General features: G+C 40.1%; 15 protein-coding genes and 2 riboswitches. Of the genes, 9 read left to right on the plus strand and 6 right to left on the minus strand.

Annotated elements, in window-relative coordinates; genetic code table 11:
* Positions 1 to 281: 281 nt before the first annotated feature.
* From H6G77_RS07260 to H6G77_RS07270, 3 genes are all read right to left on the minus strand, one after another.
* The gene (locus H6G77_RS07260; protein ID WP_190668938.1) at positions 282 to 3479 is read right to left on the minus strand and encodes a GAF domain-containing protein; all 3198 of its coding nucleotides are present in this window, start codon (positions 3477 to 3479) and stop codon (positions 282 to 284) included.
* 192 nt (positions 3480 to 3671) lie between these two features.
* Entirely contained in the window at positions 3672 to 4001 is a 330-nt protein-coding gene (locus H6G77_RS07265; RefSeq protein WP_190871216.1) for a DUF6464 family protein, read from the minus strand.
* Positions 4002 to 4323: 322 nt separating this feature from the next.
* Positions 4324 to 4812, minus strand: a complete 489-nt coding sequence (locus H6G77_RS07270; protein WP_242048331.1) for a hypothetical protein — start codon at positions 4810 to 4812, stop codon at positions 4324 to 4326.
* A gap of 121 nt (positions 4813 to 4933) precedes the next feature.
* On the opposite strand from H6G77_RS07270, the gene H6G77_RS07275 reads away from it, so the two are divergent.
* Both H6G77_RS07275 and H6G77_RS07280 read left to right on the plus strand, forming a co-directional pair.
* Positions 4934 to 6487 carry an FAD-dependent oxidoreductase gene (locus H6G77_RS07275; RefSeq protein WP_190871217.1) on the plus strand — a complete coding sequence of 518 codons (1554 nt, stop codon included), beginning with the start codon at positions 4934 to 4936 and terminating at the stop codon, positions 6485 to 6487.
* Between the two features lie 22 nt (positions 6488 to 6509).
* Positions 6510 to 7214, plus strand: coding sequence for an actin-binding WH2 domain-containing protein (locus tag H6G77_RS07280; protein ID WP_190589511.1), 705 nt, complete (start codon positions 6510 to 6512; stop codon positions 7212 to 7214).
* Between the two features lie 125 nt (positions 7215 to 7339).
* Here H6G77_RS07280 and H6G77_RS07285 read toward each other — a convergent pair whose 3' ends face one another.
* Positions 7340 to 8017 carry an ATP-dependent Zn protease gene (locus H6G77_RS07285; protein WP_190668942.1) on the minus strand — a complete coding sequence of 226 codons (678 nt, stop codon included), beginning with the start codon at positions 8015 to 8017 and terminating at the stop codon, positions 7340 to 7342.
* Positions 8018 to 8184: 167 nt separating this feature from the next.
* Between H6G77_RS07285 and H6G77_RS07290 the strand changes: the two genes are divergently transcribed.
* The 3 genes from H6G77_RS07290 to rnc all read left to right on the plus strand — a co-directional run bounded on the left by H6G77_RS07290 (position 8185) and on the right by rnc (position 10461).
* Positions 8185 to 8622 (plus strand): secondary thiamine-phosphate synthase enzyme YjbQ, encoded by a 438-nt coding sequence (locus H6G77_RS07290; RefSeq protein WP_190871218.1) that lies wholly within the window; start codon positions 8185 to 8187, stop codon positions 8620 to 8622.
* A gap of 603 nt (positions 8623 to 9225) precedes the next feature.
* The gene (locus H6G77_RS07295; RefSeq protein WP_190871219.1) at positions 9226 to 9732 is read left to right on the plus strand and encodes an NYN domain-containing protein; all 507 of its coding nucleotides are present in this window, start codon (positions 9226 to 9228) and stop codon (positions 9730 to 9732) included.
* 45 nt (positions 9733 to 9777) lie between these two features.
* The gene (gene rnc, locus H6G77_RS07300; protein WP_190871220.1) at positions 9778 to 10461 is read left to right on the plus strand and encodes a ribonuclease III; all 684 of its coding nucleotides are present in this window, start codon (positions 9778 to 9780) and stop codon (positions 10459 to 10461) included.
* 15 nt (positions 10462 to 10476) lie between these two features.
* Here the strand turns inward: rnc and H6G77_RS07305 are convergent, their stop codons facing one another.
* Entirely contained in the window at positions 10477 to 10929 is a 453-nt protein-coding gene (locus tag H6G77_RS07305) for a hypothetical protein (RefSeq protein WP_190871436.1), read from the minus strand.
* A gap of 82 nt (positions 10930 to 11011) precedes the next feature.
* Positions 11012 to 12202 carry a sensor histidine kinase gene (locus tag H6G77_RS07310; RefSeq protein WP_190668945.1) on the minus strand — a complete coding sequence of 397 codons (1191 nt, stop codon included), beginning with the start codon at positions 12200 to 12202 and terminating at the stop codon, positions 11012 to 11014.
* Between the two features lie 327 nt (positions 12203 to 12529).
* Positions 12530 to 12747: riboswitch (cyclic di-AMP (ydaO/yuaA leader) on the plus strand.
* Between the two features lie 96 nt (positions 12748 to 12843).
* Between H6G77_RS07310 and ntrB the strand changes: the two genes are divergently transcribed.
* The 4 genes from ntrB to H6G77_RS07330 all read left to right on the plus strand — a co-directional run bounded on the left by ntrB (position 12844) and on the right by H6G77_RS07330 (position 17140).
* Entirely contained in the window at positions 12844 to 13695 is an 852-nt protein-coding gene (gene ntrB, locus H6G77_RS07315; protein WP_190589384.1) for a nitrate ABC transporter permease, read from the plus strand.
* Positions 13696 to 13800: 105 nt separating this feature from the next.
* Positions 13801 to 15243, plus strand: coding sequence for an ABC transporter substrate-binding protein (locus tag H6G77_RS07320; protein WP_190871221.1), 1443 nt, complete (start codon positions 13801 to 13803; stop codon positions 15241 to 15243).
* Between the two features lie 57 nt (positions 15244 to 15300).
* The gene (locus tag H6G77_RS07325; RefSeq protein WP_190669286.1) at positions 15301 to 16137 is read left to right on the plus strand and encodes an ABC transporter ATP-binding protein; all 837 of its coding nucleotides are present in this window, start codon (positions 15301 to 15303) and stop codon (positions 16135 to 16137) included.
* Between the two features lie 17 nt (positions 16138 to 16154).
* Positions 16155 to 16292, plus strand: a riboswitch (cyclic di-AMP (ydaO/yuaA leader).
* 203 nt (positions 16293 to 16495) lie between these two features.
* Positions 16496 to 17140 carry a universal stress protein gene (locus tag H6G77_RS07330; protein WP_190669288.1) on the plus strand — a complete coding sequence of 215 codons (645 nt, stop codon included), beginning with the start codon at positions 16496 to 16498 and terminating at the stop codon, positions 17138 to 17140.
* Positions 17141 to 17283 lie beyond the last annotated feature (143 nt).

Below are 17283 nucleotides of genomic sequence, written 5' to 3' on the forward strand. Positions count from 1 at the left end.
CGTTTGGATGTTGAGGATTGAGGACTTTATACTTAATAGCTTGATGGAATTTATCAACTAAACGAATACATAGCACTCCTAAATTATTCGTCAACCAAAAGATCCCCGACTTCTCCAAGAAGTCGGGGATCTGAGCCTCTCGATTTTCACAAATCAAATATGATTGCTATCAGAATACTGAGTTTCTACTCAGCACTTTCCTATACTTCCTATTTTAACCTGTACCGCATCGCCAAAGATTTGTGGTGCGTTAGGAATATTTTCCATAACGCACCTTAACATTATTTCTGCTCTGAGGGATTGATTTTAGCTAACGATTTACTACTTGTTACCTGACGAATTGGTAGTTCAACTACAAACTCTGAACCTTTGCCGAGTTCCGAGTGGCAATATATCTTACCTTTATGTTTATCTGTAACGATTTGATAACTGATAGAAAGTCCTAGTCCTGTACCTTTACCAACAACTTTAGTTGTAAAAAATGGGTCGAACAATCGCGCCAGAATATTTTCTTCTACACCAAATCCGTTGTCAGCAATCCGAATCGAAATCCAGTCTTTATTCATCAGAGAAGTAGAAATCCGAATTTCGCTAGGTTGTACTGCTAGTAATTCAGGAGTAGATTGGACATTTCGCTCTTCTAAAGCATCAATAGCATTAGAGAGCAAATTCATAAATACTTGGTTTAATTGACCAGGATAGCATTCGATTAAAGGCAAGGAATCATAGTCTTTGATGACATGAATAGTAGGACTATCACCGGAAGGCTTTAAGCGGTGTTGCAAAATCATCAATGTACTGTCAATACCTTCGTGAATATTTGCTACTTTAAAATCAGCTTCATCTAAGCGAGAAAAATTGCGTAATGAGGCGACAATTTCACAAATTCGTTCACTTCCTACTTGCATCGACTGAAATAATTTTGGTAAATCATCAAAGAGAAATTCGATTTCTGTGTTACTAAAAAACTCTCGAATTTCAGGGGCAGCATCGGGATGATGTTGGCGATAAAGTTTGACGCAACGGAGTAAATCTTGAGTATATTGGTGCGCGTGTTGCAAGTTGCCGTAAATAAAATTAATTGGGTTGTTAATTTCATGGGCAACCCCCGCTACTAACTGTCCCAAACTCGCCATTTTTTCGGCGTGAATAATTTGCATTTGGGCAGTACGTAACTCGTTCAATGCTTGGGCGAGTTGATTTGCTTCTTCACGGGTTTGACCAAGTAAACTAGATTGTTGGAATAAGTTGGCTTGACGCAAAGCAACGCTGATTTGAGCAGCTACTTGAGTAACAAATTCGAGTTCTTCTTCTTCCCAGTGACGTGCATGGGTGCATTGGTGAATGCACAACAAACCCCAGAGTTCATCACCTTCCATGAGAGGGACAACAATTTGGGCTTTGACTTGGAAGCGTTCAATGACATCTAGATGGGGGACTTTGGAACCAATGCTGTTGACATCAGAGATTACTTGCACTTGGCCTTGACGATATTGCGGTGCGAAATGGTCGCCAAAGCAATAGTCTTGCACTTTTACAGACAAGGCAGAATCGAATTTTGGTAGTACGTCTTCAGCGATAAATTCGCCACTACAAAAACCCACATTCGGATCAAAGCGAAATATCCCGACTCGATCTGCTATGAGCGATCGCCTGATTTCCTGTACTGTAGTCTTGAGGATGGTCTCTAAATCTAATGATTCTCGGATTTTAACCACCAAATCAAATAAAATCCGGCGCTGTTCGGCGGATTTGTGCAGTTCATCAGCGCGAGTCTGCACTTGAGCCATCACTTGAGAACTTTGCAGTGCTACTCCTAGTTGGCTGGCTACCTGTCCCAAAAATTCTACTTCTACAGTATCCCAAGAGCGTGGTGCAGAATGTTGATAAGCTGCCAATAAGCCCCACAAATTTCTGCCGACAAAAATCGGAGTCAATGCGTAGGCACGAATTTTAAATTGCTCTAAAATATCCAGGTGACAGCGAGTGTGTCCAGCTTGGTAGATATCGTTGACAGCAAAATGTTCGTTGTTGCGATAACGTCCACCTTTGGTTTCTTGTAAGTAAGTATCTTGCCAAACGAGATTTTTGCCAAAGGGGTTGATGCTATCCCACTGTGCCTCAACCATACCAAAATGACTCACAAATTCGCCACTCCAATCTTGATTAAAGCGATAAACGCCAACTCTCTCGACTCGCAACAGCTTACATACTTCTTGGCAAGTTGTTTTCAAAATCAAATCAATATCTAAAGAGGAGCGAATTTTACCGACGACTTCTGTGAGTGCGCGTTGACGAGCGATCGCTTCTTGTAAGGCGGTTGCTTGTTGTTTCGATTGGTTCAAATTCTCGGTTTGTTGGATTGCAACACCTAATTGCGCTCCTACTTGTCCCAAAAACTCAACTTCGTAATTTACCCATTGGCGTGGCCCAGAATGCTGATAGGCTGCAATTAGTCCCCAAAGTTTCGGCCCAGTAAAGATTGGTGCTAAGGCATAAGCGCGAATTTTAAATTGCTCTAAAATGTCAATGTGACAACGTGAGTGACCAGCTTGGTAAATATCGTTGACCACAAAACTTTCGTTGTTGCGGTAGCGTCCCCCTTTGGTTTCTTGCATGTGGGTATCTTCCCACACCAAATTTTTGCCAAATGGGCTGATTCGATCCCACTGCGCTTCTACCATCCCGAATTGGCTGACAAATTCACCACTCCAGTCGTCATTAAAGCGATAAATTGCTGCCCTCTCTAGCTTGAGGAGTTTGCAGAGTTCTTGACAAGCAGTGTTGAGGATAATTTCGGTATTGACTGATGAGCGAATATTACCAACTACTTCTGTTAAAGCCCGTTGTCTGGCGATCGCATCTTGCAGTTCGGCGGTGCGTTGTTTGGTTTGCTCAATCATTTCGGCTTGCTGCATTGCTATGCCTAGATGACTGGCGGCTTGCGCTAAAAATTTAACTTCGTGGTTTTCCCATTGCCGAGCAGCCGAATGTTGATAAGCTGCCATTAAACCCCATAATTTAGCGCCCACAAAAATAGGTGCGATCGCATACGCCCGAATCTGAAACTGTTCTAAGACTTCAATATGGCAACGGGAGTGACCTGCATCGTAAATGTCAGCCACAGCAAACGGCTCATTTGTGCGATATCTTCCGCCCTGGGTTTCTTGTAAATGAGAATCTTGCCACACCAAGTCTTGACCAAAAGCAATCAGGGTATTCCAAGGTGGTTCAGCAAAGCCCAAACGATTAATAAAACTACCACTCCAGTCAGAATTGAACTGGTAAATTGCTACACGCTCAATTTTTAACTGCCGACAAATGTCTTGACAGGAAGTTGAACACAAAGATTCTAACGGTACTGATCCCCGAATTTTCGCTAAAATCCTCGCTAGGATTTTTTGATACTGCACATCAAGCTGTAATTGCTTTTGACATTCTTGTAAAGATGTTGTCGCATCATAATAGTTTGTTGTCATAAACTGTTGAAAACTTAAACACTTATTTACAGTGTTCCCGGTTTTAGTTTTTGACTCACAGATAGCAATAACAAGCTGTAGGAATCTGGGTTAATTTCGGAATTGACTTGTATAGTAAGGGAGTTGGGAGTGGGGGGTAGTAAAAAACCTTGTTGCAGTGTACATTCTTGATTTTTATGCAAGTTGCAATCTTTAAGTAGATTCGCTACTAGTTAATTCTTTCTGCTCATAGTAACGACAACCTTGACAGGGGCCACAGGGGTTAACAGCACAACGAATATAACCAGAACGGGCGTTAAATTTGCAACTAATGTCACCAATTAAATAGCCTACTCCTTCTAAGTAGTAGCGATCGCCGTCCATTCGTTGGATGTTGTGTCTACCCCTTGTCCCGGCAAAATTCATGGCTGCTTGTCTCAGCTGCGCCCTTGTTCTTAAATGGGTTTTCCTAATTAACCATAAAGAAAACAGGGACGGTAAAAAACCAACGATAATTACCAAAAGTGTCTTTATATTTAACACCTTCTTTTACCCCTTTTATGCGCTGATTGATTGATCGTCCCAGATATGACATTCTACCCGAATTTCTCACGTATGGGTAACGGGTGTGGGGAGAGAGGGGAGTGTGGGGAGAGGAGGGGGAAAGATTTCTTCACTATCCTCCCACCCTTCCCACCCTTCCCACACCTCCCACACCCCTGGATTTCTCTCTTGTGAGAAATCCAGGTCTAGTGGTTGCCAGAATGCAACTAGGGCGTGGCATCTGGCAAAAACTACCAGTGCCACTTCAATCAGCATAACCGCTACAACCGATTGGGTGAACCACGGTTAATTTTTTATAACTTTAAGATTTGTTGATTAGCGCCCCCAAGGAAAAAGTTTTTGGTTCAATATCCGCCTTTTGTTGGTTTTTGTGGTGTCTTTGTGCGGCTAATCTGCGGTTTTTATTGTGCTGTCTCAGTTTTTGTGCGAGTGAGGCGGCTTCTCTTTCCGCACGGAATAAATCAACTTTTCTTGTTGTCAGAATTAAAGAATCATCTGACTTTTGTTTTACCCAAGGAATACTGACTGTAAAGTATTTAAAAACGTTTTTACGAGATTTACCATTTCCTGACCAATAATTTCTTTGACTGTTGATTGTAGCAGCGATCGCTTTTAATTCTAGAATCTCAGTTTCTAACTCTGCGGCCATTTGATTGATAGTTTGGGCTTGGGCTACTAAACGCTCCCAACCACTGATGATTTTTTCTTCTTGCGGTTGTAAGGGTGCGATCGCAGGCTGTGATGCGGGAGGTAAGATGGAACTTTTGTAACTATGTGCAATTTTTTTCATAGTTCCTCTGCTAATGCTACTGAGCTTGTTAGGCATTGTAGCAGCATTTTAATACAAATGTACTAATTAAGGAAATCCCACAAAGATACGATCATGAGTGTACTCCACCGAGAAACGCTGTATGTCTAGTCCACTAACTGAAAAAATTCTGTCTCAACTTCCGGGTGATGTCTTGCGTGGGTTACGTCGTACTGATGACATCCTGACAGCCATTCGAGAAAATACCGCACCCATACCAACGGTAGTTAAGGAAAATCAAGAAGATTTAGCTCATCTGGACTGGGATGTAATTATTTGTGGTGGAACTTTAGGTATTTTAATTGGTTGTGCTTTAGCAGTTAGAGGATTGCGTGTAGCGTTAATGGAGCGTGGAATATTAAAAGGCAGAGAACAAGAATGGAACATTTCACGCCAAGAATTAGAAGTATTTTTACAATTAAACTTGTTAACAAAAGCAGAATTAGAAAGTGCGATCGCCACTCAATATAATCCAGCTAGAGTTAGCTTTTATGGTGGTGTAGAAGTTTGGGTAGAAAACGTCCTCAATATTGGCGTAGATCCTGTTTATTTACTCGCTACATTAAAAAATAAATTTCTGGCGGCTGGTGGAAAATTATTAGAAAATATACCCTTTACTGAAGTTATCGTTCATCCCAATGGTGTGATTGTTAATCAGCAATTTGCTGCTAAATTACTCATCGATGCAATGGGACATTTTTCACCCATTACCAAACAAGCACGCCAAGACAAAAAACCTGATGCTTTATGTTTAGTGGTGGGAAGTTGCGCTCAAGGTTTTCCGGAAAATCCATCAGGCGATTTGTTGTTATCCTTTACATCCTTGCAGAATCAGTGCCAATACTTCTGGGAAGCTTTTCCCGCTAAAGACGGCAGAACCACCTACTTATTTACCTACATGGATGCCCATCCACAACGCTTGAGTTTAGAAACTTTATTTGAAGAATATCTGCGCCTACTGCCCACATATCAAGGCGTAGAATTGTCAGATTTAAAATTTCAACGGGCGTTATTTGGTTTTTTCCCGACTTACCGCGATAGCCCACTCAAAACTCCTTGGAATCGGATTTTACCAGCCGGAGATAGCAGTGGTAGTCAATCGCCGTTAAGTTTTGGTGGTTTTGGTGCAATGGTGCGTCACCTCAAACGTTTAACTTTTGGGATTGAAGCAGCATTACAAACAAACCAATTATCTGCACCAGCATTGTCACTACTGCAACCATATCAACCAAATTTGAGCGTGACTTGGTTATTTCAAAAAGCTATGAGTGTGGGTGTAAATCAAAATATTCCCCCAGAGCAAATTAATCAATTGCTGGCGGCGGTATTTGAAGAAATGCAAAAGCTCGGTAATCCAGTCCTCAAGCCATTTTTGCAAGATGTGGTGCAGTTTTCGGCATTGACACAAACATTAATTAAAACTGGGTTATCTCATCCACAATTAATTGCCAAGATAATTCCCCAAGTTGGTTTAGTTAACTTACTTGATTGGTTGGTGCATTATGGAAATTTAGGTGTTTACACTGCCTTATTTAATCTGAGTCCAATGTTAGAAACATGGATTAAGAGCCTACCACATCCACAACAATATTACTGGCATCGCTTAATAGATGCTTGGAAGTATGGTTCTGGTGCTGATTACTGCGATGAAAGTTAAATAGTATGTTTGTGAGGATGACATAATGGAACGGAAAGCTGGCAGTATTAAATACTTTGCGGTGTTAATTGGTCTACTGCGCGATCGCCAAGGTTTTTTAGAAGAAGTTCGTCAAGGAATTAGAATCCCTAGTAAGATAATTTCTTTGCTGGTTTGTAGTTCTATTTTTATTGCCATCTACGGGGGAATTATTGGCTCTTCTCATAGTTGGATGCAGGCTATTTCTTCGGCGGTAAAACTACCAGCACTGTATTTAATTACTTTACTAATTTGTCTGCCCACACTGTTTTTCTCTAATATTATCTTTGGTTCCAAGCGGACTTTTGGACAGCATTTTATTTTAGTCCTTACGGCAGTTTCGGTTACTAGTGTGCTGCTATTTAGTTTTGCACCTATAACTCTCTTTTTCTTGCTCACCACCAATAACTATCAATTTATCCTGGTATTAAATGTATTAATCTTTGCCATCACCGGATTTATTGGGATTTCCGCTTTATACCAAGCAGCGAATACAGTTATTGAACAAGAGGATGATGGTAGTAAAACTCGCAAGCGAATCTTACAATCTTGGTTGTTTCTTTATGCCTTTGTTGGTAGCCAATTAGGTTGGACTCTCAGACCTTTCTTTGGTTCTCCTATGCACCCCTTTCAACTGTTCCGCGAAAGAGAAGGTAATTTTTATTTGGGTGTAATGAAAGCTATTGGTTATCTTTTGGGATTAAATTAATAGTTTACAGGATTTACGCACAAAGATTTTCTGTGGAGACTGGGTGTAAGGGTGTGGGGGTGAAGGGGTTTTAGATACATACACCCCTTCACCCTATCTCCAACACTTAATTTTTCGTTATATTTTTATTCTGCACTAGCGATCGCACTTTGGCATTCTTCCACAGAAGCACGTTGTTGCATAGCTTGGACTAAAGCTTGATAACTTGACCAATTTTCTTCTAACAGAGTTTTTGCTTGTAAAACATGAAACCGTTGTTTTTGCTGAAAAGCTGACTCAGAAAAACCGACAACTTTTAAGACTTCCGCCAACTTCGCTTTATCATCACCGCCACCTTCAGCACGTTCAAATACCAAAGCTTCCGCCGCAATACCAGCCATCCACATTGTGCAGTAACGGTCTAGCATTTGGGCGCTAATGGTACCTTTTTCTAATTGTGCAGCTAACTCAGTATCATTAAAAGCAACACCGCCTTGTCCTGGTTGTCCTTCTCGCCAAGCTTCCCAGGCGCTGAGGGTGTAGCCAGTGACGGGAATACCCAGCACCGAAGCTACCAAAAAATGTCCCGCTTCATGGTGGATAATGCGATCGCGGTGTTCACTAGAAAATCCCGCAATCCAATCTAGCAAGATAGTTCCACCCTTACCTTGCAAGCTAAAACTGTCTAAAGTAGCGATTCCCAAAATGGTGAACGTGGCGAGTGCTGGTATTGTCGGCGATAAGTTAATTAAAGGCCCCAGCAGTACCGAAAAAGTCATCAGAAAGACTGATATGGCTACTAAATTGAGGGCTGTTTGGCTCATTGTCAGTTTTTTAACTCAGGCTTAATCTTTCTTAATTATGGGGCGATCGCTCCATTTTTGAGTAGGATTTCTGATAGTCTGCATAGATATAGGAATACGGTTTGATTCCTGAATCTATTTGTTTACCCAGGGAGTAGGGAATGGGGAGTAGGGAGTAGGAAAGAAAAATGCCCATAATTCATCAATTAATCGAAATCGCCACCGAACCAGGAATTAATATTCACAACATCACCCCACAAATCAAAGATTTAATTGCTCAAACCTCAATTAAAAACGGACAAGTTCTAGTTTTTTCGCGCCACACAACAACAGCTTTAGCTATCAATGAATATGAAGTCAGGTTATTAGAAGATATCAAAGTATTCTTTGCTAAATTAGCACCAGCATCAGACCGTTACTTACACAACGATTTGCATTTACGAGATGTACCCGAACATGAACCGATGAATGCCCATTCTCATTTACTAGCAATGATGTTAAGCACCAGTGAAATCATTCCCATTGTGGATAGGGAATTAGCTTTAGGAACTTGGCAATCTGTATTATTTTTTGAATTAGATGGGCCACGCCAACGAACTGTATCAGTGCAGATTTCCGGTGAGTGAAATCAAGGCTTTAAACAGATATTGCAGATTTTATTGTAGTGCGATCGCTCAAGACAAATTTTAGAGGGTGGGTGTTTCAAATTATTTTTAGAATAACGGTTACAGAAATTCAGAAGTCAGATTGGACTTGAAACCTGACTTATGGCCGTGTTTGAAAAATCTTTAAAATTCTTCATGAAAAACTATCTTGACATACATCTTCAATTATGAAACTCTAGATTTAGACAGAAAAACAACTGCGCTCTAAAGTAAAAAGCGAAACTCTAAGGTGCAAAAATTGGTTCTTGTCTCAGTAGTAGCATTCCTATGTTACCTGCGGTATTTTGCGTTTACCTTCGGTTGAATATTCAGCCTAATGTTAAATAAAGTCTTCTAAAATCGTAGATTAGAAGAAGAAATAGGACTTATGTCTAAATGTTCAAGCGAAAGTCAACGCAAAATACCGTAGGTAAAATAGGAATGCTACTACTGAGACTGAAACTGGTTAATCTTGCAACCTGTAAGTAAGCGTGTACTAACAAAGCAATTTATTAGTATCAATTTATTTTAGATGTATCTAGGTGTTGAAGCTGTCCAGTCAAGAAAAACACTGGATAAATTAACATGGTTGCTCATCTACCCTATAACGGAAAAACAAGCAAGCGAAAAAATTCTGTTGCGATTTTTTGTGATATTCAGAATGTCCATTTAAGTAAGGATAAAGCCCAGCTTTTACTAGATTTTGCTCAATTTCAAGGGCGAATAGATTATAAAAAACTTTACTACAATTCACATTATCCAGGACAATTAACTAGTATAAAAAATTTAGAGTCTTTGGAAATTGACTGTATAAATGTTACTGATTTATCAAAGAATAGCGCGGATCATCGATTGATGGCAGACTGTGTCAAACTATTTGCGCCAAACCGAACAACTATCCCTAATATCATTATTCTAATATTAGGAGATTGGGACTACGCTGGTTTGATTGCTTTGCTACAAGCTATGAAAATAAAGGTGATAGTTTTTGCTCAAAGAGGTAGTGCCAGTCCTAAATTGATGGGACTAGTTGGTGATAGTAACTTTCATTTTGTGGATGAGTTACCTAATTTAGTAAACAACCAAGATTGAATTTAATATTTAATGAAATAGTTAATTAACGCCACATAAAAAACAATGCACAAACTTCTAACATTTCGGAATGAAAAACTTTTACGGCGGGCGCTGACTCACCGTTCTTATGTTCATGAAAACCCAGGAGAAGGGGAACATAATGAACGCTTAGAATTTCTCGGTGATGCTATCCTCAACTTTTTAAGCGGTGAATATCTTTATCGCCACCACCCAGAAAAAGGAGAGGATGAATTAACACGCCGACGTTCTGCATTAGTAGATGAAAAGCAATTAGCCAAATTTTCTGAAGAAGTTGGTATAGATTTGAGAATGCGGTTAGGAAGAGGAGCGATTTTAGATGGTGGTTTTCAAAATCCTAATTTGCAGAGTAGCACTTTTGAAGCTGTTATCGGAGCTTATTATTTAGATAATAATTGTGATGTTGAAGCAGTACGGGCTATTGTTGAACCATTGTTTGATTCTGTACCTGAACAAATTGTTGTCGTTCGCTCAAATGTAGACTCAAAAAACCGTTTTCAAGAATGGGTACAACGTAATATAACAATAAACCCGCCTGAATACATTACAAAGCAGGTAGGTGGTTTGTCTCACGCACCAATATTCACCGCAAAAGTATTTGTTGATGGTAAAGAGTATGGAGAAGGAAAGGGACGTAACAAAAAAGATGCGGAAAAAGCTGCTGCTGAAAATGCACTGGCTAAGTTGAAACAAGAAGGTATGTTGTAGAGATTGATATAACTTCTAAGTGTGTGGAGAAGTTAGCCTTGGTTGTGGTTTATTGCTTTTAGATTTTGCTTTCATCCATTGAAAAGACACAAGGTTTAATAACAAACCGATGAGTAATAAAATCACCATCAAGGTTATCTGATACCACAGAATTGGCTGCACAAGTAAATCTGCTACAAGATGAAGCAAATTCATCACGCTATAAAACACAGTCAATGCAAAATGCGACACGCGGTAGCGTTTAGCTTCCGTAAAAGAAGTAGCAATTATCGCCAATATTGGTAGTGTAAAAAATCCCAACATCAGCCACAAAATTACAGAAATATCACTCAGTTGTGAGGCGTGTTGAGATTCGGCTACAGATAAACCATGAAACAAAGGCATTAAACCTAGTTGTGTATGAAACAATGTTCCTAGGAGAAATGCTGTCCATAGAGTAATGATTCTTTCTCTATAATTCAGCATGATGAAACCTTCTCGATTTATAATCGCCCAGTTTTTAATTTAGGCAAAAAATCTGAGGAACTTGTGAAGGATGTAATTATTTCTATCAGGTATTGATTTTTAAGGGGAAAGTGACAGTAAATGTGGAACCAACGCCTAGCTGAGATTCTACATTGATTTCGCCTTGAAGTAATTTGACTAACCGAGAAACGATCGCCAGCCCTAATCCTGTACTATCGGGGAAGTAGGCGCGATCGCCTTTACTCACACGATAATAAGGTTCAAATATCCGTGCTTGGTTTTCTGGCGCTATCCCAATTCCTGTGTCAGCAATTGTAAATGACCAAGTATTTTCGTCTAAAATTTGACATACAATCTTAACGCTACCCGACTCTGTATAGCGAATGGCATTACTGACAAGATTGGTGATTACTTGTTGTAATTGAAACTCATCTGTGAATATTTCTACCGGACAGCGATCGCAGTCTACAATAATTTGTAAATCTTTCTCTTCTGCTAACGGTTCCAACATTTCACACACATTAATTACCAATTCTTTGACATTGGTAGGCGCGATTTGCAGTTGTACTTTACCCGCATCATATCTGGATAGTTCTAATACATCATTAATTAAACGCAGCAAGTGTCTGCCATTGCGTAATACTCGCTCAATATGTTCTAAATTTGTATAAGAGTCTTTAATATCAGAATTTCGTTTTTGTTGTCGTAAAAATAAATCAGAATAGCCAATAATTGATGTCAGAGGATGTTTCAATTCGTGGGCTAGTTGCGAAAATGTATCTTGATTAGCATTAATTAACCGTGTGAGTTCTTCGTTATGCAGAGTTAATGATAAATGTAGATGCTTTAATTCTCGCAAACGCTCTTCAACATAACTTTTAAAACAGCGTGCGATCGCTTCATCTATGACAGCATCAATTAAACGCATATAACGCACAATTTCCACTGGCGTTCCTTGCAATAAATCTGCTTCTAAAGTATCAAATATTACTATTCTTAATAAGCGATATTCTCTGGCAATTTCAGTAGGTTCAAAACCTTGTTCCGCCCGCAGTAACCCATGCTGCCAACTGGCTTTGAGTATCGACTTAATATCACTCTCTTGAGATGGGGCAAGTACACTAATCATGGCGCGAAACACATCAGGAATGTGATTTCTAATCGCTGTATAAGACAAGTCATCAGCACTTTCAATCTGCCTGTCTTGCCGAACTGCCATCACCCATTTCTCGATGATACTGTTAGTATTTTCAGCCAGTATGAGACTAAAATCCATTACGTTAATTTTTGTAAAGATTTAGTTAGGAAATTTTGGACTAGAACTAGTGTATCGAGAATGGTGATTTTTTGGTGCTGAATTAACGGAATTATTCAACTATAACAAGTAGGAAACTACGTACCTATAGAGATAGATTTTAGCTATTGAGATTGAACTTTTTGGCTTTTTGTTGGGTAATACTAACGAGGTAATAGTAGATATTTGTTACACATCATTGATAGCCCAAAAGATAAATAAATTAAGCAATATCAATCAATAGAATCTATCCCAAGAAGTTGTTTTTACTGGACAGCAATGTTATATTTCGCTATATTGTTTTCAATTCGAGTAAGTCAGCCTAATTCAGCGCGTCAAAGTGCGTAACGCTGAAACGGAGGAACCAAATTTTGGGGCGTATCTTAGTAGAAGTAAAAAGTAAAAAGTAAAAAGTAAAAAGTTAGTGATCATCTAACTCAGCACTCATTACTCAGCACTTTTAAAAAGAGGGGCATCTCTCAGCCCTAGCCCGTCAGCTAACTTCGTAGGCATTGAGAGGAGACTGAAGAGATAGCATTTTTATAATGTTTTGATCTCATCAGTGTCCAAGGCTGGTACTGCTCAGATTTTTGTACCCGTACTGAAACCTGTTGAGGTTATAGATGATATTGCAATTAAATTTAGCAGCGATCGCAGCGATCGCCGGTAAAGCTGTATGGCAGAAAAGCAAGCCCATTATTACTAAAGATGTCGTCTTTTTACCTATTCTGGGTTTTTTAGGCATTATTTTGCTGTGGTGGGCGGTTGCTTTAGTCAACCATGAATTAATGCCCACACCACCAGAGGCGTTAATTGCTAACTTAGACTACATATTAAATCCCTTTTATCAACGCGGGCCGGGTAACTTGGGCATTGGTTGGCTGTTACTAGCCAGTCTGCGCCGCGTGTTAATTGGTTTTTCGTTAGGTGCAGTCGTCGCCATTCCCTTGGGATTTCTCATTGGGATGTCCAGACCAGCAATGTTAGCCCTCAACCCGATTATTCAGATATTTAAACCTGTATCACCTTTGGCTTGGTTGCCCATTGCTTTAGCTATCTTTAACTTGGCAGACCCCTCAGCTATTTTTGTCATTTTCATCACTTCCTTGTGGCCGACCATTATTAACACAGCCCTGGGAGTCGCCAGTGTTCCCAAAGATTATATAGATGTGGCACAGGTTTTAGAAATGCCACGCTGGCGGAGAATCACTAAAATTATTTGGCCTGCCAGTTTACCTTATATCTTCACAGGCTTGCGAATTAGCTTAGGCATTGCTTGGTTAGTTATTGTCGCCGTCGAAATGTTGACAGGCGGTATTGGTATTGGCTTTTTTGTTTGGGATGAATGGAGTCGGTTGAATCTCAGTTCTGTTTTTCTGGCTGTATTTGTGATTGGTTTGACTGGACTAATTCTCGATTTCGCCGTGGGTAAACTCCAAGAATTTGTGACTCATCGCCCAACAACTGCGAAATAACAGATTTACCAGCCTTTAATATCGAACCGCCAAGTCGCCAAGAACGCCAAGAAATCGTAGAGTCTCTTTGCGCCTTTGCGCGAACATAATCCAAGAACTACAACAATGACTGACAATAACTGGACTAGAAGAGATTTTTTATTAGGAATTGGCACAACAACAGCCGGAATTGCCTTGTCATCCTGTGGAATTTCGGGAGATAGGTCAGCATCAGGTCTGACAGAAGAAGCCTTAGCCATCAAACCCGTAGTCAGACCTCAAGACTTAGAAAAACCGGATATTACCGTTGGTTACGTTCCTGTTAATGATTGTGCGCCATTTGCGATCGCCTGGAAAAAAGGTTTCTTTCGCAAGTATGGTTTAAACGTCAAACTCAACCGCGAAGCCAGTTGGGCAACTTCCCGTGATGGTTTAATTTTTGGTCGTTTAGATGCTTCCCCTGTTGTATCGGGGGCTGTCACTAATGCCAGAATTGGTGCGGAAGGCGCACGTCACGCACCCTTGTGTGCAGCCATGACCATTCATCGCCACGGTAACGCCATGACGATGAACAAAGCTATGTGGGATTTTGGCTTACGTCCGTGGTACGAATATCAACAACAATATGGCGACGGCGCATTAGAAGCCTTTGGTAAAGATTTCCGCGCCTACTTTGATAAACAGCCACCAGAAAATCGAGTTTGGGCAGTAGTTCTGAGTTCCGCGATTTACGAATACTTCGTGCGTTATATATCTGCGGCGGCTGGTGTTGATCCTCTCAAAGAATTTCGCGTCATCATCGTCCCGCCTCCCCAGATGGTGACGAACGTGCGAATTGGGGCAATGCAAGCTTACATGGTAGCTGAACCTTGGAATACTAGAGCAATTGCAGGTAATGAAGGTGTTGGCTTTACCTTCGCTCAAGGCAAAGAAGTTTGGTTAGGACACCCAGATAGATTATTAGGTGTGATGGAACCCTTCATCGACAAATATCCCAAAACTTATCGTTCTCTGGTGAAGGCGATGATTGAAGCTTGCCAATATTGCAGTAAACCAGAAAATCGCCAAGAAGTCGCCGAATTACTTACCGAACGTTCCTTTACAGGTGCGAGACCGAAAAAACAGGGCGCACCACTTACCAAATTTACAGCCCCAGGTATTTTAGGAAGTTACAACTATGGTGGCTTTGATGGCAAAGACCGCACCATCAAAGCTGCTGACACTACCATCTTTTACGATATTCCCGACAACTTGCCCAAACAGCCAAATGAACACTCAACATTTATGTGGTGTTCAAGAAGTATTTGGTTAATGACCCAAGCCGCCAGATGGGGACAAATTCATGAATTTCCTAAAAATGCTGAAGAATTAGCCGAAAAAGGTTGGAGAACAGATTTATATCGAGAAATAGCCGCAGAAATGGGTATTGAATGCCCTAAAGACGATTACAAAGTTGAAGCAGCAGAAGTATTTATTGACAAAAAACCCTTCGACCCTAGTGACCCTGTAGGCTATCTCAAAAGTTTTGAAATTCGGGCTAAATCTCCAGTACGTTTTTTTATGTCTTAGGTATTAATTCTCAACATTGACTAACAAATAGTTCAAATTTTAGCGGAGCCTGTGATGATGAAATATACACCCACTTCAATCGATACTGAACAGCAAGTTATGTCTCGTAATAACTTCTTAGAAATTGAAAATTTAGTCAAGTCATATCCGACACCAGATAAAGGTAATTTTGTGGTTTTGGATAGTGTCAATCTCAGCATTGGTGAAGATGAATTTATTTCGGTAATTGGTCATTCTGGTTGTGGTAAATCGACTTTGTTAAAAATTGTTGCCGGGTTAGAAACAGCAACTTCAGGGTCAGTGCGACTAGATGGCAAAGAAATCCGCAAGCCAGGTGCAGAAAGGATGATGGTCTTTCAAAACTACTCCTTATTACCTTGGTTAACTGTTAGAGAAAACATCCGTTTAGCCGTGGATGAAGTGTTAAAAAATGCAACTCGCGCTGAAAAAATTAGCATTGTTAACGAACACTTGGCAATGGTAAACTTAACCCCGGCAGCAGATAAGTATCCTGATGAAATCTCTGGAGGTATGAAACAAAGGGTAGGTATTGCCAGGGCTTTAGCAATTCGTCCGAAAATGTTGCTGATGGATGAACCTTTTGGGGCATTAGACGCATTAACTAGAGGAAAATTACAACGGCAGGTATTAGATATTTGGGAAAACAACCGCCAAGCCGTGATGATGATTACTCACGATGTTGATGAGGCTATTTATATGAGCGATCGCATCGTCTTAATGACTAATGGCCCAGCCGCTAATATTGGGGAAATCTTAGAAGTACCTTTCGATCATCCCCGCGATCGCTCTGCTATGCGTAATTCTAAAGAATATTTTGAATTGCGTAATTATGCCTTGAATTTTCTTGATAAATACTTCACCCAAAATGAGTAAATTAGTTTATTATTTCTTTTAGCGGGTCGCCTAATTCAAATTCATCCACAACCGTGATTTGAAACGGAGGAACCACATATATGGGGCTAATCTTTTAGAAAGACACCTTCCAGTCTTAGCCCGTCAGCTAACTCCGTCGGCAATGGAGGGAACTCCCAAAAATTTGGCTGTAATAACAGTTATTATTGGGGTTTCTTGAAATAAAGGATAAAAATGAATCTTGAAGAATCAAGTCTCAAGGATGAAATTGCTAATGAAAATTTCATACTTCACACTTCATACTTCATACTTCATTCACCCTGCTTCTCATTGTTAGTTCATTTGCTTTAGGAGAAGTCAAACTGTGAACATTAAGCCAATGCTAGTGCGCCTCCAAAGCGCCATAGGTAGAGATGATTTAGTTGAGCAAATGGTATTAATACCAGAGCCAAAAAGAAGTGATTTGACCAATTCTCCCACAGCTAAAGCCATCAATTTAATTGTTGGTTATGATGGTTCACCTCATAGTCACACAGCACTAGATATTGCTTTTTGGATTGCTCATCAAACACGTTTAGCCACAAATCAGCAAGTTATAGTCCAAGCCGTTTATGTCGTAGAACAAAATCAAAGTGAAAAGTCTTTAGATAAAGTGAATTGGGCAAATTATTTAACTCCCTGCGAATGTGGAGTTAGTAATATGTACCAATCTGCAACCTCTGTCTTAACTCAACCAAAAATTAAAGGCATCGCCCAGCCTTTACAAGCACAAACTATTACTCATCTAGAACAAGCTGATAAAATTCTTTGGCAAGCACGTAGTTTAGCCGAAGAATGGCAGGGTTCTTTTAAATCGCATTTACGCTTTGGTAACGTTGCTACAGAATTGACAAAAGTTGTGAAAATAGAAGCGGCTGATGTTTTATTGCTGGGGTGTAAATCTATTAATCATAAGATGATTCAGGCGCTAGGTTTTAATTTTCCTTGTGCGATTTTAGGCGTACCTAATGGCATTGATGAATAAGTACTGTATGAAATAACAAACTAGAATTCAGGAGCCAGAATTCTGACTTCTGAATTCTTATTTAATGCAAGCCACTTATACTTTAAAGCTGATGAACGATTTCGGAAACAATTTCGGCATTTGAGTCAGGATTATGACTTGCA

The organism is Aulosira sp. FACHB-615, from assembly GCF_014698045.1.
Taxonomy (GTDB): domain Bacteria; phylum Cyanobacteriota; class Cyanobacteriia; order Cyanobacteriales; family Nostocaceae; genus Nostoc_B.